Raw genomic sequence first — 20,459 nt, 5'->3', positions numbered from 1 at the left:
CAGTCAGGCCGCGCCGGCAAGCTCCCGGCTCGACTGCACGTTGTTGCGGCCCCTGCCCTTGGCCGCATACAAGGCGCCGTCTGCGGCGTTCAGCACCGCGTCGATGGAGTCATGCACGCCATGCTCGTACGTGGCGACTCCGATGCTCGCCGTCACATGCCCGCTCTGGCTTTTTGAATGCAGAATCTGCAGCGCTTCAATGGCGCGCCTGATTTTTTCGCCGACCACGACAGCGCCTCCCTGGTCGGTTTCCGGCAGCACCGCAATGAATTCTTCGCCGCCGTAGCGTGCCGCGATGTCGGCGCTGCGCGGCAGCTGGACCGAGATGGCGCGCGCGACGGACACCAGGACGTCATCGCCCTTCTGGTGTCCGTAGGTGTCGTTGTAGAACTTGAAATAATCGACATCGATGAACAGGATGGAGAAGATGCCGTTGCTGCGCCGGTTGCGATTCCACAGATCGCGCAGCATGTCATCCAGCGCGCGGCGGTTGAGCAGGCCGGTGAGGCCGTCGATACGCGCCAGCTGGCGCAGTTTCTCTTCCGCCTCGACACGCTTCTTCAGCTCTTTGCGCAATACCAGGAACAAGACCATGCACACCAGCACGAACAGGAACATCATGGTGACGATGGTGTAGAGATTGTCGGTCCAATGTTTGTAGATGTCTTTCTCGGCACGGCCCACGAACACGACGAGCTGCGTTTCCGGAATCCGCCTGAACGCATACAGGCGCCGCACGCCGTCGTTGACCGCGCGCGCAAAGAAGCTGCCGCTGTCCTGCTGCATCAGCGACCGGATCTGCAGGAAGCCGGCGCTGCTGCTGACGTCGCGACCGATCAGGGACTGAGAATACGGCAAGCGCATATATACCACGCCGTCGCCGGAATACAGCGACATCACGCCGTTTTCCCCAAGCGCGACGCCGCTGAACAATTCGCGGAAATAAGCCAGGTCCAACGCCATGACGACGACGCCGTCAAAGCTGCCGTCGGCCTTCGACAGCCGCTTGGACAGCACGATCACCCGCAGGTCTTGGGCGAATTTGGCAACGATGGGCTTGGAGATGTACAGACCGACGTCGGGCTGGTCGCGCTGGATGGTGAAGTAAGGCCGGTCGCCATAGGTATTGGCAGGCGCGCCCGGCAGGGACGAAACCGCGACCTTGCCTGTGCGGTCCAGCACCGCCATGACGACGACATGCTTTGCCGCCAGCGTGCTGCCGAACAGATAGGAATGTTGCTGGTTGTGCGTGAGCGTCGCATACATGGCGTTCTGATAGCGATTGGCCAGCGCATCCAGGGACAGGGACAGGATCTCGATGTTCCTGACGATATCGCGCTGCGCGATGAGCGTGATGTTCTGCGAGGTCTCGACGGCGTAGTGGCGCGCCTCTTCATGGCTCCGATAGAGCACCCAGGCGCACAAGCCGCACATCATGGCGACCAGCAGGACGCCATTGATCCTCAAGACCTTCCGTAAACGATTAATTTTGCATCCCTATCTGCACCAATGCCTGAGCGGCAAGTTTCCCCACCGTCCGGATGCTTTTGCAAGCCGGCGACATTTTCCTGCGGAAATTCTTTGAATTGTAGAAATTCGACAGACGGAATTAACGCACAAAAGCATCGCTTTAAACATGCTTCTGCCGGGCAACGTGTGCGAAAGGCGACATTCCCCCTGCGCCGCTTTGACGACGGAATGTCTTGTGCTATGTCCGCGCAACCGTACCAGAGGGGGGACCGGGAGCCCGCGGGAAGCAGACCGGACGCGCCTGCCCCCGGCTCGCAAGGACAGGCGCGCCGTCCTTGCTATACGGAAAGATAAGCGCGCCGCACATCCTCATCCGCCGCCAGCTGCGCCATCGTGCCCTGATAGCGGATGTGGCCGTTTTCGAGGACGTAGGCACGATCGCTGACCAGTTCGGCGAAATGGAGGTTTTGCTCCGACAGCAGAATCGACATGCCTTCACGCTTGAGCGTCATGATCATGTTGGCCATCTGCTCGACGATCACCGGCGCCACGCCTTCGGACGGCTCGTCCAGCAGCACCAGATAGGGATTGCCCATCAAGGTGCGCGACACCGTCAGCATCTGCTGCTCGCCGCCGCTCATCTGGCCGCCGGGACGCAGCGGCATTTCGCCGAGGTTGGGAAACAGATCGAACAGTTTTTGCGGCGTCCACTCGACGGCGTCGGGACGCGACGGCTGGCGGCCGACTTCCAGATTTTCCAGCACCGTCAGGTCGGCGAACACGCGGCGATCCTCCGGCACGAAGCCCATGCCCATGCGCGAGATCTGATACGGCTTGGCGCGGCTGATGTCGTTGCCGAGAAAACTCACGCTGCCTTGCGCGCGATCCATCAGGCCCATGACGGCCTTCATGGTGGTCGACTTGCCGGCGCCGTTGCGCCCCATCAGCGCCACCACTTCGCCGCGCCGCACTTCCAGCCCGACATCGAAAAGGATATGGGCGCGTCCGTAGAAAGCGTTGAGGGCTTCCACCTTGAGCAAGACCTCGCCGCCGGCGGCTGCCCCGACTTGTACCGGATTGATTTCATTCATGACGGCGCTCACGAGACGGCCTCCTCTTTTTCAAATGTCTTGCCGGAACCGAAATACACTTCCTGCACTTTTGGATGATTGCGAATGGTTTCGCCGTCGCCTTCGGCGATCAGCTGGCCGCGCGCCAGCACGATCATGCGATCGGCAAAGGCGAACACGACGTCCATGCTGTGTTCGGTAAAGAGCACCGACAGGTTGCGTTCGACCACCAGCTTTTTGGTCAACGCCATCAAGGCGTTGCGCTCCTTGGGCGCCATGCCGGCGGTGGGCTCGTCCATCAATAGCAGGCGCGGGCGATTGGCCATGGCGATCGCCAGCTCCACACGCTTGACGTCGCCGTAGGCCAGTACGCCGCAAGGACGTTGCGCCTGCGCCGCCATGCCGACCTGCTCCAGCAATTCCATCGCTTCGTCGCGGAAGAAAGACGCCGCCGGACGCCACAACTGAAAGAGTTTGCGCTCGCGCGACATCAATGCCATCTGCACGTTCTCCACCACCGTCATGGAGCTGAAAGTCGCCGATATCTGAAACGTCCTACCGACGCCGAGGCGCCAGATGTCGCGCGGCTTCATGCCGCCGATTTCGTGGCCGTCGAAACGGATCGAGCCGGTGTCGGGCCGGTACTGGCCGTTGAGAATATTGAAGCAGGTCGATTTGCCGGCGCCATTGGGCCCCAGCAGGGCCAGCAATTGGCCGCCGGGCAGATCGAAGGACACGCCGTTGACCGCCTTGACGCCGCCGAAGGCTTTACTGATGTTGTTGACTTGTAGCAGGCTCATGCCGCCTCCTTGCTGATGTCGTTCCGGACGGACGCTGCTTCGCCTTCTTCGCCGCGATCAAACAGTTTCTGGAAAAATCCTGCAATACCGGCAGGGAACAACAGCACCAGCGCCAGGATGATCAGGCCCAGCAGTGCGCGCCAGTAATCGGTTTCGCGCGCGATGATGTCTTGCAACCAGGTGAATACCGCCGCGCCCACCACCGGCCCCAGCAAGGTCTGCAAACCACCCAGCATGACCATCACCAGGCCGTCGACGGAACGTCCGACGCTGATCGCTTCCGGCGAAATGCTGCCCTTGGAGAACGCGAACAATACGCCCGCCACGCCGCAAAACAATCCCGCCACCACGAAAGCCATCCATTGCATGCGCTTGACGTCGATGCCGATGGCGTCGGCGCGCAACGAAGAATCGCGGCCGGCGCGCATGGCATACCCGAACGGCGAGAACAGCACGCGGCGCAACAGCAGCACGCCGATCACGCTGAACGCCAGCGCCAAGTAATAGAACGCTACCGGCGAAGCCGCCCAAGCCGACGGCCAGATGCCGACCAGGCCGTTGCTGCCGCCGGTGACGTCATCCCACTGATAAATGATGGCCCAGACGATCTGCGCAAACGCCAGCGTCAGCATCGCCAGATACACACCCGACAGGCGCACGCAGAACCAGCCGAACAACAAGGCGCCGGCCGCCGCCGCCAGGGGACCGACGATCATCGCCACTTCCATCGGCAGATGCAGCTTGGTCAGCACCAGCGCCGCGGCATAGGCGCCCAGGCCGAAGTACGCGGCATGACCGAAGGAATGCATGCCGCCCGGTCCCATCATGAAATGCAGACTGGCGGCAAACAGGACGGCAATCAGAATTTCCACCAGCAGCACGGTCAGGTAAGGGAAGCTGCCCGACAGCAGCGGCGCCGCCACCAGCAACGCCAGACCGGCCAGGCCGAGCTTGCGCTGCATCGTGCTGGCCGCGCGCAGAGGCGCTTCCGGCGGTCCGCTGGCGCGGCTGGCTGCCTGCGGTTTGCCGAGCAAGCCCCAGGGACGCACCACGAGAATGAAAGCCATCACCAGGAACTCCACCACCAGCGTCAGCTTGGACAGCGACACGTCGATGCCGAACAGGGATACCTGCCCGATCGCCACGCAGAGCGCCTTGATTTCGGCGATCAGCAAGGCGGCGAGAAAAGCGCCGCTGATCGAGCCCATGCCGCCGACCACCACCACCACGAAGGCGTTGCCTATCGTTTCCAGATCGAGCGCCAGGTTGGCGGGAATGCGCGGACCTTGCAGCGCGCCGCCCAGGCCCGCGAGGAAACAGCCCAGCGCGAATACGCCGGTGAAGAGCCAGGACTGATTGATGCCCAGCGCGCCGACCATTTCACGATCTTGCGTCGCGGCCCGGATCAGCGTACCCCAACGCGTGCGGTTGAGCAGCAGCCACAGCAGGCCGAGCACGACCGGGCCGATGAAAATCAGCACCAGATCGTATTGCGGCAGGCGTCGGCCCAGCAGCTGCACCGAACCACCCAGGCCCGGCGCGCGCGGGCCGAACAGATCTTCCGGTCCCCAGATGTAGAGCGCGGCATCCTTGAGCACCAGCACCAGCGCGAAGGTCGCCAGCAACTGGAACAACTCCGGCGCACGGTAGATACGGCGCAAGATGACGATCTCGACCAGTGCGCCGAGCAGTGCGACGGCACAGGCGGACAACAGCACCGCACTCCAGAAACCGACGCCGCTGGCGCCGATCAGGCTCACCAGTGAATAAACAATGAAAATGCCCAGCATGTAAAACGAGCCGTGGGCGAAGTTGACGATGCGCGTCACGCCGAAGATCAGCGACAGGCCCGCCGCCACCAGAAACATGGTGGAAGCATCGGCCAGGCCGTTGATCAACTGTACTATCAGACTTGAGAGAGTCATACCTTGATTTCCCTGAGGCGGTTGGCGGCAGCTTTCCTGCGTTTCCCGGAAAACCACCGCCCGTCGCCGGTTGCTACATGATTAATCGATTGGAGGATCAATCGGCCGGACGCAACTTCTTTACTTCCGCGTCGGGCAGCTGCACCGCCGCGCCATCCACGTAGACAAAGCTGGCCATCACCCCCTTGCCATCCTTGACGCCGGTGCGGCCGACGAAAGCACCCATTGTCGATTGATGATCTTGCATGCGATAAATGATCGGCCCCACCGGCGTATCGACCTTGAGGCCGGAAAACGCTGCCGCCAGTTTATCGGAATCCACGGCGCCGGCCTTTTTCAAGCCTGCCGCAATCGACATCAGCGCGGTGTAGCCCACCAATGAACCATTGCGCGGATAGTCATTGAACTTCTTGCGATAGGCGTCGACGAATTTCTTGTGCTCGGGCGTGGTCAACGCATACCAGGGATAACCGGTGACGATCCAGTTGACGGGCGCCTCGGCGCGCAGCGGATCGAGGTATTCCGGTTCGCCGGTCAGCAGCGAGACCACTTCGCGGCCTTCGAACAGACCGCGCGTATTGCCGTCGCGCACGAACTTGCCGAGGTCGGCCGCAAACAGCGCATTGAAGATCGCATCCGGCTTGGCGTCGGCCAATGCCTGCGTGACGGCGCCGGCATCGATCTTGCCCAGCGGCGGCGCCTGTTCGGCAACGAACTCGATGTCCGGCTGGAGCTCTTTCATGAGCTTCTTGAACGTGGCGGATGCCGACTGGCCGTATTCATAGTTGGGGTAGACGATGGCCCAACGCTTCTTCTTGAGCTTGGCGGCTTCCTTGACCAGCGAGGCCACCTGCATGTAAGTCGAGGGCCGCAGGCGATATGTATACTTGTTGCCGTTTTGCCAGACGATCTTGTCGGTCAGCGGCTCGCCCGCCAGGAAGAAAATCTTGCGCTGCTTGGCGTAGTCGGTCAATGCCAGGCCCGTGTTGGACAAGAAGCCGCCGAACAGCAAGGCCACCTGCTCGCGCGTCACCAGTTCTTCCGCAACGCGCACGGAATCGCCCGGATTGCCGTTGTCGTCGCGGGCGATCACTTCCAGCTTCTTGCCGAGCACGCCGCCGCTGCCGTTGATTTCTTCGAGCGCCATTTCCCAGCCATGGCGGTACGGTTCGAGGAAGGCGGGCTGCGCCTTGTAGCTGTTGATTTCGCCAATCTTGATCGTGGCTTGCGCCATGACGCTGCCGGTGCAGGCCAGTGCCGAGACGGCGACTGCGCATTGCAAGAATTGCAAAAATTGCGAGAAGCCGCGGCGGCGACGAGAAAACCCAAGAAATTCAGTCACGATAATTCCCTTTTCTAAAAAGACCGCGCAAGCGGTCGGTACTTCAAGCCTGCGCGGCGGACGCCGGGCGCCCACCGCCGCTATCAGAACATCAGAACAGATGGCGAATGCCGACCTGCACGCCGTTGACGGTGCCGCCTGCCGTCGGCACATTCTTGGTGATCGGCCCTGCGCCGCTGAGCGAGAACGTTGCGCCGTTCTTGTTGCTCAGATGCGCGTAGGTGCTGTACAGCATGGTGCGCTTGGACAGATCGTAAGTGCCTATCAGGCTGAACTGACGCGCATTCCGGTCCGCACCGCTGCTGTCCTTGGCCCAGCCATAGCCGGCGCCCAGCGTACCCTGCGCCGTCACGCGATAATTCGCCGAGATCGAATACGCGCTGTAATACACGCCGGCCACGTTGGTCGCCGCGGCGGCGCCGAGGTTGTTGCCGCGGTAATACCCCAGGTACACCTTGCCCATGCCGTAATCGTAAGCGCCGCCGGCAAAGGTCGACTTGATCGACTGGTTGTCGTTGGCGCTGTTTTGCCACGACGAGTTGAGGGACAGCGAGAGCGGGCCGCTGTCATATTCAGCACCGAACATGTACGAGTTCTGGCCGTTCCTCGGCGCCACCTGCTCGCCGAGTCCGACATAGGCTTGCAGCTTCAAGCCGTTCATGCTTGGCGAAATGTAGCCGATCATGTTGTCGTAGCGCGGGGTATAGGCCGTCACATTGCTGAGGAAAGAAGCAAAAGTTGCGCCTGCGAAGGCATCCAGGCGGGCAGTCATCAGGAATCCCGGTGAGTTCTGGCGCCCGGCACGCACTTCGCCGAAGCCGCCGGCCAGGCCGATCCACGACTGGCGGTTGAACAGCCGCGTGCTGTCGGCCAGGCCGCCGGTGTCGGACAAAAAGCCGTTCTCCAACTGGAAGTTGGCGCGCAGACCGCCGCCCAGGTCTTCCGTGCCGCGAAAGCCGATGCGGTTGGCCTGATAGCCGCCGCCGTCCATCGACACCACACTGCCTTTGCCGGTGGCATTGGTGTATGCCATATAGGTGTCGAGTACGCCATAGATTGTGACGTTGGACTGGGCCATTGCCGACCCCGTCCCGCACAACAAACCCAATGCGCCAAGCGCAAATTCCTTTTTCATGTTGCCTTCCCTTATGCTGGTTAAGTGATATCCCATTGTTCCCGTGACTCTCATTGCTCCCATTGCACTGCAAGCCCGGCCGCGCCAGCCCCTCGCCGGCGCGACCGGACCTCCCGGGGCAACAGCAGGCAGGCCGGCCGTCCCGCCTGCTGTTGCTCCCAAGACCTCACTGCCGGGAACGGAACATTGCTACCGATCCGCCCAGCTTCCTGCTCTGTTCCGCCAACGATGCCGCTGCGGCTGCCGCCTGCTCGACCATCGCCGCGTTCTGCTTGACGGCGTCGTCGATCTGCGCGATGACCTCATTGGCTTGTCCGATGTCGCGGCTTTGCGCCGCCGATGCATCGGCGATATGGCCGACGATCTGCGCCACTTGCGATGCCGACGCCACGATCTGCTGCATGGTCTTGCCCGCATCGCCGGCGATCCTGACGCCGACGGCGACACGCTCTCCGGATTGCGCCAGCAGGCGATTGATTTCCTGCACGGCCTGGGCGCTGCGTTGCGCGAGGTTGCGCACTTCCGACGCCACCACGGCGAAGCCGCGTCCGTGCGCACCGGCGCGCGCCGCCTCCACCGCCGCATTGAGCGCCAAAATATTGGTCTGGAAAGCGATGCCTTCGATCACCGAGGAAATGGCGGCGATCTCGGCCGCACTGCGTGAAATGTCGTCCATGGTCGCCACCACTTTGCCGACCATCGCATGCCCCTGCGTGGCGACCTCGGAGGAGGTCCCCGCCAGCTTGCGCGCTTCGGCCGCGCTGGCGGCGTTCTGCTGCACCATGCGGCTGAGGTCGTTCATCTTGGAAGCGGTCTGTTCCACCGCGGCGGCGGTCTCTTCGGTGCGTGCGGCAAGATCGAGATTGGCATCCGAAATTTCTCCCGCCGCGACATCCACGGTATGCACGCCCACGCGCAGGTCCTGCACCAGATTGGCAAGGCTTTTTTGCATCACGCCCATGCTCGATGCCAGCACCGACATTTCGTCATGGCGCGCACGATCGCCGTCGACGGTGCTGGTCAAATCGCCGGCGCCGATCTTGCGGGCATGGCTCAGAAGTTCTTGCAGCGGCGCGCGCACCCGCGTCCCGATCGCGGTAAGCGTCACCACCAGCAGCAGGCTGATCAGCAATGTCAGCATGTCCGCTTGCTCGTAATGCGGCCATGTCGTCGCCACCGACCAGGCGGACAGCAGCAGCGCCAGGGCGTTCAGGCCTTGCGCCGTCAACAGCCGCACATGCAGGCTCGGCGCGCTGAACAGGCGCCACCAGCCGAACGGCGCGCGTTGCACCAGCGCGCCGGCGCTGAGCTTGCGGCGACTGCGGCGGCGCGCCGCCAGCTGCGCATAAAACTGCGCCATCATCGCGACGTCGGACATCGCCGCCTTGGTGCGGACGGTGGTATGCCCGACATGGACGCCGTCGACCATGGTCCGCGTAATCGTGGCGCTGGCCCAGAAACAGCGACCATCCTTGCAGCGGTGCCGCATCACGCCGGTCCAGGCGCCTTGCGCCTTGACCGTGCGCCACAGATCGGCGCCGACTTGCGGCGGCGTGTCGGGGGCGTACATCAGGCTGGCCGGCTGGCCCAGCAGTTCGTCATGGCCATAGCCGCTGCGGGCGACGAAGGCCGAATTCAGGTAGACCATCTTGCCGTCGGGATCGGTGCGCGTAATGAGGTATTCATCGTCATCGAGATGAAGATCCTCCGCGCGCCACGCGAGGGCGCTCTGATCGGCCACTACCAAATTCGCAAGCATGCCCCGCCCCTTCCACTCAAGGTATGGAAATTCCGTTTGTCGTTCGTCATCGTTCGTCAGTGAGTCAGCGCTGCGGCCTTGCCGGCCTCTCGTATTCGCGCCACGTCGGCTTTCAGATCCGGCCACGCCGGTTTGTCCGCGGCAAAGTTTGCACGCAGGTATTTCAACAATTCGACCAGTTGTTCGTCATTGAAACTATCGGCGAATCCGGGCATGTAGCCGAGCTCGGGATTGGCCGGCTCGCGTATGCCTTGCAAAATCACGCGGATCAGGTTGTCCGGCGCGGCGCTGTGCACATTGGTGTTGAGCGACAGCGACGGCTTGACGCCGAACAAGGTCGGACCGGTATCGCCCTGATGGCACACGGCGCAGGAGCCGCGATACAGATTGGCGCCCATGACGGAGGCAACGGTTTGTGTCTGCATCGTTGTTGTCGCCGGTGTCTCCGTATCGGCCGCGACGGCAACGGTTGTCTTCGATTTTTCCCGCAACGCAGGCTCATTGAACGAGGCCAGATAGTGCGCGATGGCACGCACATCGTCGGCAGGCAATTGCGCCAGTTCGGCCACCACCGGCGCCATCGGACCCGCGGCAACGCCGTGCAATGGCGAAAATCCGGTGCGCAGATAAGTGAACAATTCCGCTTCGCTCCACGGCACCGGCGCCCGCGACAAGGAAGTCAGTGCAGGCGCTTCCCAGCCGTCGGCGCTGCCGCCGGCGAGATACGCGCGCCCGCCTTTTTCTGCCCCCAGCATGTTGCGCGGCGAGTGGCAGGCACTGCAATGGCCGGCGCCTTCCACCAGATAGGCGCCGCGATTCCATTGCGCCGAGCGCGAAGCATCCGGCACGAATTGTTCGTTCTTGTGAAACAGCAGGTTCCATCCCGCCATCAGCGGCCGCGCGCCGAACGGGAACGCCAGCCTGGTTGCCGGCGGCGCATGCGCGACCGGTTCCTGCGCCATCAGGTAGGCATACAGCGCCTGCATGTCGGCATCGCTGATCCTGGCGAATGCGGTGTAAGGAAAGGCTGGATACAAATGACGGCCGTCGCGGTGAATCCCTTCGCGCATGGCGCGTTCAAACGCGGCAAACGACCAGTTGCCGATGCCGGTCTTTTCATCCGGAGTAATGTTGGTGCTGTAGACCGTGCCGAAGGGCGTTTCCAGGGCATGGCCGCCGGCGTTGGGCACGCCGTTGGGCGCGGTGTGGCACACCACGCAGTCGCCCGCCGCGGCAACCAGCTTGCCGCGCGCGATGGTCGCGGCGGAATACAGGGTCGGGTCGGGAGCGGCGATCGGTTTGATCTCGGCGCGCCACGGCGACGCCATGACGAACAAGCCTGCGAGCGTCGCGGCGACGCCGCCGAAGATGCCGCCCTTCCAGCCGAGGATGCGCTTCTTCGCCGTCTTGCCTTCCCCCAGCGCGAGACGCAGCTGTTCGCTGCTGAACGGCGCCGAACGCAAACGGATGCCGGTGGCGTCGTGAATCGCGTTGGCGACGGCAGCAGCCGCCGGAAGAGAAAAGGCGGCGTTGCCGCTCAGGCGAACCGGCCCGGGCGTGCCGCCGTTCTTCGCGGCGGGCAGACCCACCAGTTCCACCGCGGGCAGCGATGCCTGCACGGCGGATGCAACGCTGATGCCGTATTCCTGCTTTGCCCAGGCATCGAAGCTGCTTTCGCTTGCCAGCAATCCACGCATCGCCGATTGTGCGTCGCTGCGCGAAGCCTCATCTTCAATGCGGTGAAAGTCGCCTGGCTGCATGTCTGTTCCGGCTTCGGCGACGTCTTGTCCGACCACCACGCGGGTCACGCTGAGGTCGCCGGAATCGCGATCGTATTCGACATCCGCCACCCACGCCGACCATTGCCGGCGCGCTGCGTCCGGCTTGCCGCCTTCGTCGATGACGCTGGCATAGGCAAATCCGCGTCCGCGCAACATATTGCCGCCGGCTTTCTTTTCTGCTGCCGCGCCGTTCCAGCCGGCTTGCCGCGCAACGGCGTGCACCAGCGCTGCACCGCGCTCGTCCTGCAGATGTTGCAAACGATATTGCACCGGATCCGCCCCGGCTTGACGGGCTGCCTCGTCGATGAACGACTCATGCGCAAAAACATGCGCGGCGGCATAGTCGCCGGCATGACCCTGCTGAACCAGTTGCACATTGGCATAGGCATACGGCGGCAGCTGCGCGCCGTACTGATCATGCACGCCGGAAGCGGCATCGCTGACCGGATCGGCAATCCCCGCCAGCATGAGCGCCAGCGGCGGAAAATTCCCGCTGGCGGCATGCGCCGTGTGACGATAGGCGAGTATGCCGCCGCCGTTTTTTGCATCGACTTGCGTGTCGATTCCGGCTTCGATCTGCGCCACCATCCGCCGCGTCATGACGCCGGCCTGTTCCGGCAACAAGGTGACGCTGACGGGACGTCCCGCCGCCGCCGACAAGAGTGCGGCGTCCGCAGCGGCGTCTTGCTGAATCTGTGCAAGACCCGGTTCGCGCTTGAAAAAATCTTCGTCGAACTGCGCCACATCCGACTGCACCATGGACGCGGGCATCCCGATCAATGCGGCAATCTGCTGACGCACAACGGCGGAAAGCGGCGACGCGGTCCACAGACGCGCACCTCCGGCGTTGCAATCCGCAATCGCGCTGAGCATCGGATCGCCGGCATCCGGCAAAACGCCCGTCGCCGTCCAGCTGTAAGAACGCTCCATGGGGGAGGACGATGCGCCGAAAGCACCTGCGACGTCGCCGCGTGCATAAACGGTGCTGTACTGCCGTTCCGCGGGAAGCGATTGCGGCGATGCCTCGTGCGCCTTCCATCGAACCCGCAGTTGCGCGATCGCTTGCAACGCGTAGCGGTCTTCCGTCGCGACGATGCCGATGAAGTCGCCGCGCACGACCAGCCTGACGATGCCAGGCACGTCCGCCAGCGACGCGACGTCGTGCCACGCCAGATGCATGCCGGTATAGTCGCGGCCGTTCCAGTCCAGGCGAGGCGGCCTGAGGACACGGCCATACAGCATGTCCGCAGCATCCGGCCGGAGGGAAAGAAGCGCAGCGTTCATCGGCTTGCCTCGCTCGCGACGGCTGCCTTGTTCAGCTGGACTGCCCGCAAGGCGGCGCGCATGATTTCCACGTGCGTGCCGCAGCGGCAGAGATTGAATTCAAGCTCGGAGCGGATTTCCTGTTCAGTCGGCTCGGGCTTGCGCAGCAGCAATGCCTTGATCGTCATGATCATGCCGTTGATGCAGTAGCCGCACTGCGCGGCTTGCTCGTCGATAAAAGCTTGCTGCACCGGATCAAGTTGCGGCGCCCGGCCGTCACCGGCCGGCGCCGCCAGTCCTTCGAGCGTGGTGATGCAACGCCCGTCGACACCCACCAGCGGGATCACGCAGGATCGCGCCGCCACGCCGTCGACCAGCACCGTACAGGCGCCGCACTCTCCCAGGCCGCAGCCGAACTTCGGCCCATTGAGACAAAGGTCGTTGCGCAGAACGTTCAGCAAAGGAACGTCGGGCGCGACATCCAGCGTGTGCCGGATGCGGTTGACCTCTATCGACAGTGGACGGGAAGCTGACATGGCAAGTCTCAGAAAATCGCTGCTGGCGGATCCGGTTGGCGCGTTAACTTATCGGCACACATCCCGAACGGGCCAGCCGTCCGGGATTTGTGCCATTTCCTGCTCTTTCCTGCTCGTCGGTCACGCCCGCTTGGCGTTGACCGGATTCACCAGCGGCACGCTGAATACGTCGTAGCCAAAACACCAATCCGGATTCTCATTGTTGCGCAACCAGGTGTTGTTGTGGGAAACCAGTTGTACTTTACCTGCACGTTCCGCGCGATTGGCTTCATAGAGCGCGAAGGCGGTGGCGTAATCGGCCGGTCCGACTTCCTGGAAGCAACGCGTGAGCATGGCGGCGTCTTCAATCGCCATCGCGGCGCCCTGCGCCATGTGCGGTTTCATCGGGTGGCAGGCATCGCCCAGCAGCACCAGGCGGCCGCGGCTCCACAACGGCAGCGGGTCGCGCTCCAGCAAAGGCCATTTGGTGACGTTTTCGCTGGCCTCGATCAGCGACTGCACGCCGCGATGCCAGCCGTCGAAGGCCGCCAGCATTTCGTCGCGGCTGCTCGGCACCCAGCTCTTGCTCATGTCCCAGGTCGCTTCCGGCACGCCGGTGACGTAATAGATTTCGTCCTTACTGCCGGTCACGAAGTACACCATCATGTGGCGGTCGTCCGACCACCATTTGGTGCACAGGTCGTGCGTGAAGCCCTTGACGCCGGCAACCGGGAATACGGCGCGATGGCCCACGTAGCCGGTGTACTTCGGCAGTTCCGCGCCGAGCAGGGTGTCGCGGATTTTGGAATTGATGCCGTCCGCGCCGATCACGATGTCGGCCTCTTCCATGGTGCCGTCGGCGAAATGCAGATGGACGACGTCGCCCTTGTCTTCCACTTTTGCCAGACGTTTATTGAAGGACAACACGTCGTCGGGGATCGTGTCGATCATCAGCGCATGGAAATCGCCGCGATGCACGGTCAGGTAGCTGGAACCGTAATGGGACAGGGCATAGTCGCCCAGGGGAATCCTGGCGATCTCTTCGCCGCTCTTCCAGTCGCGGCTGTACCAGAAATCAGGATGCGAGCCGGTGGCGTTGAGCGCATCTTCGATGCCGATCTGCCGCATCACCTTCATGACATTGGGACCAAGATGAATGCCGGCGCCGAGACGGGAAAACACCGGCGCCTGCTCATACAGATGAACGTTGAATCCGGCTTTTTGCAGCAGCGACGCTGCGGCTGCGCCTCCCAATCCGGCACCGATAACGGCAATGCGCGGTGATTTTTGCACAATCAATCTCCTCACTATGGGGTGAAATATTCAACAAGCACTACAACCTGAAATTGAGTGTACACACTGCTTTTTTCAAAGTAAAGAAAATGTTTCCCGGATATTTAAAATCACTTTTTGCGTGCAAATTATTTTGCAGTGCGCCAAATTAGCGCATATTTAGCACTATCTTGGACGATCATCATAAAAATTACAGAAGCCACAAAGGAGCCTTGCCAATTTCCATAAAATGATTAAATATAGCGTATGCACTCTATATTCCGTGTAAACACTCATGTTTTCCACGGGCAACGCCAACCACCTGGAGAGACAAATGCAAAAGGCATACCGCATCGGACAGATCGTGCCGAGTTCGAACACCACCATGGAAACGGAGATCCCCGCGATGCTGACGGCGCGGCAGATGATCCGGCCCGAACGCTTTACCTTCCATTCCAGCCGCATGCGCATGAAGCGCGTCGAGAAAGACGAGCTGGCGGCCATGGACGGCGAATCCGACCGCTGCGCCGTGGAACTGAGCGACGCCCGCGTCGACGTGCTCGGCTACGCCTGCCTGGTTGCCATCATGGCCATGGGCCGCGGCTATCACCGCAAGTCCGAGCAGCGACTGACCGCCCACACCGCCGCCAATGGCGCGGACGCGCCGGTCGTCACCAGCGCGGGCGCGCTGATCGACGGACTCAAGGTCATCGGCGCCAAGCGCATCGTGGTGGTCGCGCCGTACATGAAGCCCTTGACGGAACTGGTGGTCGACTACATTCGCCACGAAGGCTACGACGTCGTCGAATGGCGCGCGCTGGAAATCCCCGACAACCTGGAAGTCGGCCGCCACGATCCGTCGCGCCTGCCGGCCATCGTTGCGCAGATGGATACCCGCAATGTCGACGCCATCGTGCTGTCGGCCTGCGTGCAAATGCCGTCGCTGCCGGTGATCGCGCAAGTGGAAGCGATGACCGGCAAACCGGTCATCACCGCCGCCGTCGCCACCACCTACGCCATGCTCAAGCGGCTCAACCTGGAAACCATCGTGCCCGGCGCCGGTGCGCTGCTGTCCGGCGCCTACTGACGGCGACGCCACTGAACGCCCCACTCTCTCCCGCATCAAGGATCGTCATGACCAGCACTTTTCTCTACGGCGCCAACGTCCGCGCCAACGGCATCCGCCAGCACTATCTTCGCTACGGCGGCGCCGAAGGCGGCCGCGCAGCGCGCGACGCCGTGATCATCGTTCCCGGCATCACCAGCCCGGCGGCGACCTGGGGCTTCGTCGGCGAACGCTTCGGCCGCCACTTCGATACGTATGTGATCGACGTGCGCGGACGCGGCCTGTCGTCGGCCTCGACCGAACTGGACTACAGCCTGGAGGCGCAAGCCGACGACGTCATCGCTTTCGCCGAAGCCCTGGGCCTGCAGCGCTACGCCATCGTCGGCCACTCCATGGGCGGCCGCATCGGCATTCGCGCCGCCGCGCACCGTCCGCGCGGACTGAACAGCCTGGTCATGATCGATCCGCCGGTTTCCGGCCCTGGACGGCGCGCCTACCCATCCAAGCTGCCGTGGTACGTCGACTCGATGGAACTGGCGCGCGAAGGCTGCAGCGCCGGGCAGATGCGCGCCTTTTGTCCCACCTGGACGGAAGAACAGCTGCGCCTGCGCGCGGAATGGCTGCATACCTGCGACGAGCGCGCCGTGATCGCCAGCTTCGACGGCTTCCATGCCGACGACATCCACCAGCACCTGCCGGCGGTAAAAATTCCGGCGCTGCTGATCGTCGCCGGACGCGGCGACGTGCTGCTGCCGGCCGACATCGACGAGATCCGCGCGCTGCTGCCGCAAGTCGGCGTGGCGCGGGTCGACAACGCCGGCCACATGATCCCCTGGGATGACGAAGAAGGCTTCTATGCGGCCTTCGGCGAATTCCTCGGCGCTCCGTTGTAATTGTTTGACTCACTGCGCCGTGTGCATGCATGGCGCCTCTTCAGAAAGGACAGGCCATGGCCGTCAGCGACTACGATCTGATTCAAGCCTGGAAGCAGGTGTTGACGCTTTCCAAACTCGAACCCGCGCACATCGTCACGGTGCTTACCAGCAGCAGCACGCACCCGCAAACCCTGTCGACGGCGCTGACCGCCATCGGCCTTCTCGGCGCGACCGCCAACCGGCTCGACCTGCAGCCGGTCAACGCGGAGAAGGCGCTCAGCCGCGACTCGCTGGCCTATCTCGGCACCACGCCGCTGACCGGCAATCGCGCCGCCATCGCGGCGCTGAAAGAAAGCGATCTGGTGCTCGATCTGATGACGCTGCTGTTCTCACCCGAGCAGCACGAGATACTCAAGGCAGGAACCAAAATTTTGCTGGCGGTGGAACCGCCCGAGGTATTGGTGCGCATGGTGCCGAGCGCCGACGACAAGCAACGCGTGACGCAAGCCGCCAGGAAACTGCAAGGCGCAAAGCACATGCACATCAGCTCGGAAGCCGGCACCGACCTGCGCTGCCCGCTGGGTGAATTCCCGGTGATCAGCGAATATGGTTTTGTCGACGAGCCCGGGCGCTGGGATCACTGGCCGAGCGGCTTCGTGCTGACCTGGCCGAACGAACGCGGCACCGAAGGCACGCTCGTCATCGATCGCGGCGATATCCTGCTGCCGATGAAATCGTACGCGCAGGAGCCGATCCATGTCACCGTGCGCAATGGTTTCGTCACCAACATCGAAGGCGGCGTCGACGCCGAATTGCTGAGCGAATACATGGCCTCGTTCAAGGATCCGGAAGCCTACGCGATGTCGCACATCGGCTGGGGCCTGCAACCGCGCGCGCACTGGTCGACGCTGGCCATGTACGACCGCGAAGCCACCATCGGCATGGACGCGCGCGCCTACGAGGGCAACTTCCTGTTCTCCTTCGGCCCCAACAACGAAGCCGGCGGCCAGCGCAATACCGCCTGCCATATCGACATCCCGCTGCGCCGCTGCACGGTTTCCCTGGACGGCGAGGCCGTCGTGCGCAATGGCAAGGTGCTCGACGGTTTCGCATACGGCAAATCCTGATTCATTGCCTCTTTTATCTCCTCTTTCGGGCAGCCTCATAGGCAGACTCATATCCAGCAAGGAACAGATCATGCACAAGGAAATCTCCACCTACGAGCGCCAGGGCTTCGGCCAGACGCTGGAAGCCAAAGCGCCGTTCGGCCTGTTGATCGTCGATTTCGTCAACGGCTTCGCCAATCCGGATGTCTTCGGCGGCGGCAATATCGCCCCCGCCATCGCCCGGACCGAGAAACTGCTGGCGCATGCGCGCCAGCAGGGCTGGGCCGTCGCGCACAGCCGCATCGTCTTCGCCGACGACGCGTCCGACCGCAATATTTTCGGCATCAAGGTGCCGGGCATGATGACGCTGACCGAAGACACCCCCAACAGCGCCATCGTCGCGGAATTGACGCCCGCCGCCGGCGAGCTGGTGGTGCGCAAGACCGTACCGTCGGCTTTCTTCGGCACCTCGCTGGCCCCCTGGTTGACGCAGCATGGCGTGCAGACCTTGCTGGTCGCCGGCGCCGTCACCAGCGGTTGCGTGCGCGCCAGCGTCGTCGATGCGATGTCATGGGGATTTCGTCCGCTGGTGGTGTCCGATTGCGTCGGCGACCGCGCGATTGCCCCGCATGAGGCAAACTTGTTCGACATGGCGCAAAAATATGCGACAGTATTGCCGTTGACCGAGGCGCTGGAAGCAACTGCCCGCGCCGGCAAGGCCTGATCGGAACATCGACCGGCACCGACAACCAACCGCACGGAAGGCATTGATGGATCAGCAGCAGACGAACGGTCGCGCCTCGCCGGCGATCCTCGTACCCAGCGACACGCGCCGCCGCCTGCTCGACAGCGGCGACGTGCTGCTGGTGACGCGCGCGCCGCAGGCGGCCGCCAAGCCTGCGCCCGGCCAACCCGGCGCAGCCTCGTCCTATGTGCCGCGCGAGCCCGACGTCTTTATCGCCCTGTTCGGCGATGGGCGCGTGATGGCGTTCAACGGCCACGTCGACCTCGGCACCGGCATCCGCACCTCGCTGGCGCAAATCGTCGCGGAGGAACTCGACGTCGCGCCCGACGCCGTCACCATGGTGCTGGGCCATACCGAAGAAGCGCCCAATCAAGGCCCCACCATCGCCAGCGCGACGATACAGATTTCCGCCATTCCGCTCAGAAAAGCCGCCGCCCAGGCGCGTCATCAACTGCTGGCGCTGGCCGCGCAACATCTGCAAGCCGACGTCGCTGCGCTGCAGGTGCGCGACGGCATCGTAAGCACCGCCGACAATCCGGCCAAGTCGATCAGTTACGCACACCTGCTGCGCGGCAGGCGCATCGAGCTGCCGCTGTCGGCCGGCGAGGTGGCCCTCAAGCCTGTCGACCAGTATCGCGTCGTCGGCCGCAGCACGCGGCGCGTCGACATTCCCGCCAAGGTGACGGGCGAACTGGTGTACGTCCACGACATGCGTGTTCCCGGCATGCTGCACGCACGCGTGGTGCGCCCGCCGTATGCCGGACGCGACGGCGGTGCCTTCGTCGGCGCCAGCCTGATCGTGGTCGACAAGGCCTCCGTCGCTCATCTGCCCGGCATCGTGGCAATCGTGGTGCAAGGCGACTTCATCGGCATCGTCGCCGAGCGCGAGGAACAGGCGCAACGCGCCGCGCGCGAACTCAGGGTGCAATGGAAGCCGCAGCAGCCGCTGCCGGATATGGCCGATCTCGAAACCACCTTGCACAACCTGCCCTCGCGACGGCGCGAGCTGCTGCGGCAAGGCGACGCCGCGGCCGCATTCTCCCGAGCGCGGTCCGGCGATGGCGTGGCGCTTGAACGCACCTATGTCTGGCCTTACCAGATGCACGCGTCGATCGGCCCTTCGTGCTCCCTGGCGGATTTTCGCGAGGATGGCCTGACGGTCTGGTCGGGCACGCAAAATCCGCATGTGCTGCGCATCGATCTGGCGCAGCTGCTGCAAATCGATGAAGGCAAGATTGAAGTCGTCCGCATGGAAGCCGCAGGTTGCTACGGCCGCAATTGCGCCGATGATGTCGGCGCCGACGCCGCGTTGCTGTCGCGTGCCGTCGGCCGTCCCGTGCGCGTCCAACTGACGCGCGAGCAAGAACACGCATGGGAACCCAAAGGCGCCGCGCAACTGATGCGCGTGCGCGGCAGCATCGACGGCGAAGGCGAGCTCGGCGCCTACGACTTCATTACGCGCTATCCCTCCAACGACGCGCCGACGCTGGCCCTGCTGCTGACCGGCGCCGTCCCTTCCGAGCCGCGGGTGCTCGAGATGGGCGACCGCACTTCCGTGCCGCCCTACCGCTATGCGCACACCCGCATCGCCTGCGACGACACGGCCCCCGTAGTCCGCTCGGCATGGCTGCGCGGCGTCTCGGCGCTGCCGAACTCCTTCGCGCACGATGCCTTCATGGACGAGCTTGCACACGAAGCCGGCGCCGATCCGCTGGAATACCGCCTGCGCCATCTCGACGACCAGCGCGCCGCCGAATTGCTGCAAGCCACGGCTGAACGCGCCCAATGGAAAGCGCGCGCCGCGGGCTCGCGCGGCATCGCCGGGATGGACGGCCTGCTGCTCGGACGCGGCATCGCCTATGCACGCTACGTCCACAGTAAATTCCCCGGCTTCGGCGCAGCATGGTCGGCATGGGTAATCGACATCAGCGTCGATCCGCGATCGGGCGCGTTGACGGTGAACCGAGTGGTGGTCGGACAGGATACCGGCATGATGGTCAACCCTGACGGCGTGCGGCATCAGATGCACGGCAACATCATCCAGTCGCTGAGCCGGGTATTGAAGGAGCAGGTGCGCTTTGATGCGCAAGGAGTGAACAGCCTGGAATGGGGCGCTTATCCGATATTGAAATTCGGCGAAGTGCCGCCTGTGGAACTGGTGTTGATGGAGCGGCAGGGAGAACCGCCGCTGGGCGCCGGCGAGTCGGCTTCCGTACCGAGCGCGGCGGCAATCGCCAATGCCCTGTTTGACGCGACCGGCCGGCGTTTTCGCCAGCCTCCTTTTACCGCAGAAAAGATTCTGCAGGCGCTGGCCGCACCGGCAGGCAGGAACTGA

At 63.3% G+C, this 20,459-nt stretch carries 15 protein-coding genes; 5 read left to right on the top strand and 10 right to left on the bottom strand.

Annotation, left to right across the window (positions count from 1 at the left end):
• Positions 1-3 precede the first annotated feature (3 nt).
• The 10 genes from PMI16_RS04220 to PMI16_RS04175 all read right to left on the bottom strand — a co-directional run bounded on the left by PMI16_RS04220 (position 4) and on the right by PMI16_RS04175 (position 14,353).
• The gene (locus PMI16_RS04220; RefSeq protein WP_007876715.1) at positions 4-1,467 is read right to left on the bottom strand and encodes a sensor domain-containing diguanylate cyclase; all 1,464 of its coding nucleotides are present in this window, start codon (positions 1,465-1,467) and stop codon (positions 4-6) included.
• 341 nt (positions 1,468-1,808) lie between these two features.
• Positions 1,809-2,561, bottom strand: coding sequence for an ABC transporter ATP-binding protein (locus PMI16_RS04215; RefSeq protein ID WP_051994576.1), 753 nt, complete (start codon positions 2,559-2,561; stop codon positions 1,809-1,811).
• Between the two features lie 8 nt (positions 2,562-2,569).
• Positions 2,570-3,340, bottom strand: coding sequence for an ABC transporter ATP-binding protein (locus PMI16_RS04210; protein ID WP_007876713.1), 771 nt, complete (start codon positions 3,338-3,340; stop codon positions 2,570-2,572).
• Entirely contained in the window at positions 3,337-5,265 is a 1,929-nt protein-coding gene (locus PMI16_RS04205; protein WP_007876712.1) for an ABC transporter permease, read from the bottom strand. Before PMI16_RS04205 ends, PMI16_RS04210 begins: the two co-directional genes overlap by 4 nt.
• Before the next feature lie 97 nt (positions 5,266-5,362).
• Complete coding sequence (locus tag PMI16_RS04200; RefSeq protein ID WP_081493367.1) at positions 5,363-6,499, bottom strand: ABC transporter substrate-binding protein; 1,137 nt, start codon at positions 6,497-6,499, stop codon at positions 5,363-5,365.
• A 199-nt stretch (positions 6,500-6,698) separates the two neighbouring features.
• Positions 6,699-7,742, bottom strand: coding sequence for a porin (locus tag PMI16_RS04195; RefSeq protein ID WP_007876710.1), 1,044 nt, complete (start codon positions 7,740-7,742; stop codon positions 6,699-6,701).
• Between the two features lie 166 nt (positions 7,743-7,908).
• Complete coding sequence (locus tag PMI16_RS04190; RefSeq protein WP_007876709.1) at positions 7,909-9,501, bottom strand: methyl-accepting chemotaxis protein; 1,593 nt, start codon at positions 9,499-9,501, stop codon at positions 7,909-7,911.
• A 56-nt stretch (positions 9,502-9,557) separates the two neighbouring features.
• Positions 9,558-12,524: a c-type cytochrome gene (locus PMI16_RS04185; protein WP_237719777.1), complete on the bottom strand. Its 2,967-nt coding sequence runs from the start codon at positions 12,522-12,524 to the stop codon at positions 9,558-9,560.
• A 38-nt stretch (positions 12,525-12,562) separates the two neighbouring features.
• On the bottom strand, positions 12,563-13,081 hold the full coding sequence (locus tag PMI16_RS04180; RefSeq protein WP_007876707.1) for a (2Fe-2S)-binding protein: 519 nt from the start codon (positions 13,079-13,081) through the stop codon (positions 12,563-12,565).
• A gap of 120 nt (positions 13,082-13,201) precedes the next feature.
• Positions 13,202-14,353, bottom strand: a complete 1,152-nt coding sequence (locus tag PMI16_RS04175) for an FAD-dependent monooxygenase (protein WP_007876706.1) — start codon at positions 14,351-14,353, stop codon at positions 13,202-13,204.
• Positions 14,354-14,666: 313 nt separating this feature from the next.
• On the opposite strand from PMI16_RS04175, the gene PMI16_RS04170 reads away from it, so the two are divergent.
• The 5 genes from PMI16_RS04170 to PMI16_RS04150 all read left to right on the top strand — a co-directional run bounded on the left by PMI16_RS04170 (position 14,667) and on the right by PMI16_RS04150 (position 20,459).
• Entirely contained in the window at positions 14,667-15,419 is a 753-nt protein-coding gene (locus PMI16_RS04170) for a maleate cis-trans isomerase family protein (RefSeq protein WP_034379118.1), read from the top strand.
• A 47-nt stretch (positions 15,420-15,466) separates the two neighbouring features.
• Positions 15,467-16,291 carry an alpha/beta fold hydrolase gene (locus PMI16_RS04165; protein ID WP_007876704.1) on the top strand — a complete coding sequence of 275 codons (825 nt, stop codon included), beginning with the start codon at positions 15,467-15,469 and terminating at the stop codon, positions 16,289-16,291.
• Between the two features lie 56 nt (positions 16,292-16,347).
• On the top strand, positions 16,348-17,400 hold the full coding sequence (locus PMI16_RS04160) for a hypothetical protein (protein WP_007876703.1): 1,053 nt from the start codon (positions 16,348-16,350) through the stop codon (positions 17,398-17,400).
• Between the two features lie 70 nt (positions 17,401-17,470).
• Positions 17,471-18,103: an isochorismatase family protein gene (locus PMI16_RS04155; RefSeq protein WP_007876702.1), complete on the top strand. Its 633-nt coding sequence runs from the start codon at positions 17,471-17,473 to the stop codon at positions 18,101-18,103.
• Positions 18,104-18,149: 46 nt separating this feature from the next.
• Positions 18,150-20,459 carry a xanthine dehydrogenase family protein molybdopterin-binding subunit gene (locus tag PMI16_RS04150; protein WP_007876701.1) on the top strand — a complete coding sequence of 770 codons (2,310 nt, stop codon included), beginning with the start codon at positions 18,150-18,152 and terminating at the stop codon, positions 20,457-20,459.

This window comes from Herbaspirillum sp. CF444, assembly GCF_000282135.1.
In the GTDB taxonomy this organism is placed as follows: Bacteria; Pseudomonadota; Gammaproteobacteria; order Burkholderiales; family Burkholderiaceae_D; genus Herbaspirillum.
This window is presented reverse-complemented; position numbering and strand designations above follow the sequence as displayed.

What these genes read in the sequence shown, in the direction of transcription:
- PMI16_RS04215 (WP_051994576.1), bottom strand. Translation starts at nt 2,561, where the DNA reads ATGAATGAAATCAATCCGGTACAAGTCGGGGCAGCCGCCGGCGGCGAG.
- PMI16_RS04210 (WP_007876713.1), bottom strand. Translation starts at nt 3,340, where the DNA reads ATGAGCCTGCTACAAGTCAACAACATCAGTAAAGCCTTCGGCGGCGTC.
- PMI16_RS04205 (WP_007876712.1), bottom strand. Translation starts at nt 5,265, where the DNA reads ATGACTCTCTCAAGTCTGATAGTACAGTTGATCAACGGCCTGGCCGAT.
- PMI16_RS04200 (WP_081493367.1), bottom strand. Translation starts at nt 6,499, where the DNA reads ATGGCGCAAGCCACGATCAAGATTGGCGAAATCAACAGCTACAAGGCG.
- PMI16_RS04195 (WP_007876710.1), bottom strand. Translation starts at nt 7,742, where the DNA reads ATGAAAAAGGAATTTGCGCTTGGCGCATTGGGTTTGTTGTGCGGGACG.
- PMI16_RS04190 (WP_007876709.1), bottom strand. Translation starts at nt 9,501, where the DNA reads ATGCTTGCGAATTTGGTAGTGGCCGATCAGAGCGCCCTCGCGTGGCGC.
- PMI16_RS04185 (WP_237719777.1), bottom strand. Translation starts at nt 12,524, where the DNA reads ATGCTGTATGGCCGTGTCCTCAGGCCGCCTCGCCTGGACTGGAACGGC.
- PMI16_RS04180 (WP_007876707.1), bottom strand. Translation starts at nt 13,081, where the DNA reads ATGTCAGCTTCCCGTCCACTGTCGATAGAGGTCAACCGCATCCGGCAC.
- PMI16_RS04170 (WP_034379118.1), top strand. Translation starts at nt 14,667, where the DNA reads ATGCAAAAGGCATACCGCATCGGACAGATCGTGCCGAGTTCGAACACC.
- PMI16_RS04165 (WP_007876704.1), top strand. Translation starts at nt 15,467, where the DNA reads ATGACCAGCACTTTTCTCTACGGCGCCAACGTCCGCGCCAACGGCATC.
- PMI16_RS04160 (WP_007876703.1), top strand. Translation starts at nt 16,348, where the DNA reads ATGGCCGTCAGCGACTACGATCTGATTCAAGCCTGGAAGCAGGTGTTG.
- PMI16_RS04155 (WP_007876702.1), top strand. Translation starts at nt 17,471, where the DNA reads ATGCACAAGGAAATCTCCACCTACGAGCGCCAGGGCTTCGGCCAGACG.
- PMI16_RS04150 (WP_007876701.1), top strand. Translation starts at nt 18,150, where the DNA reads ATGGATCAGCAGCAGACGAACGGTCGCGCCTCGCCGGCGATCCTCGTA.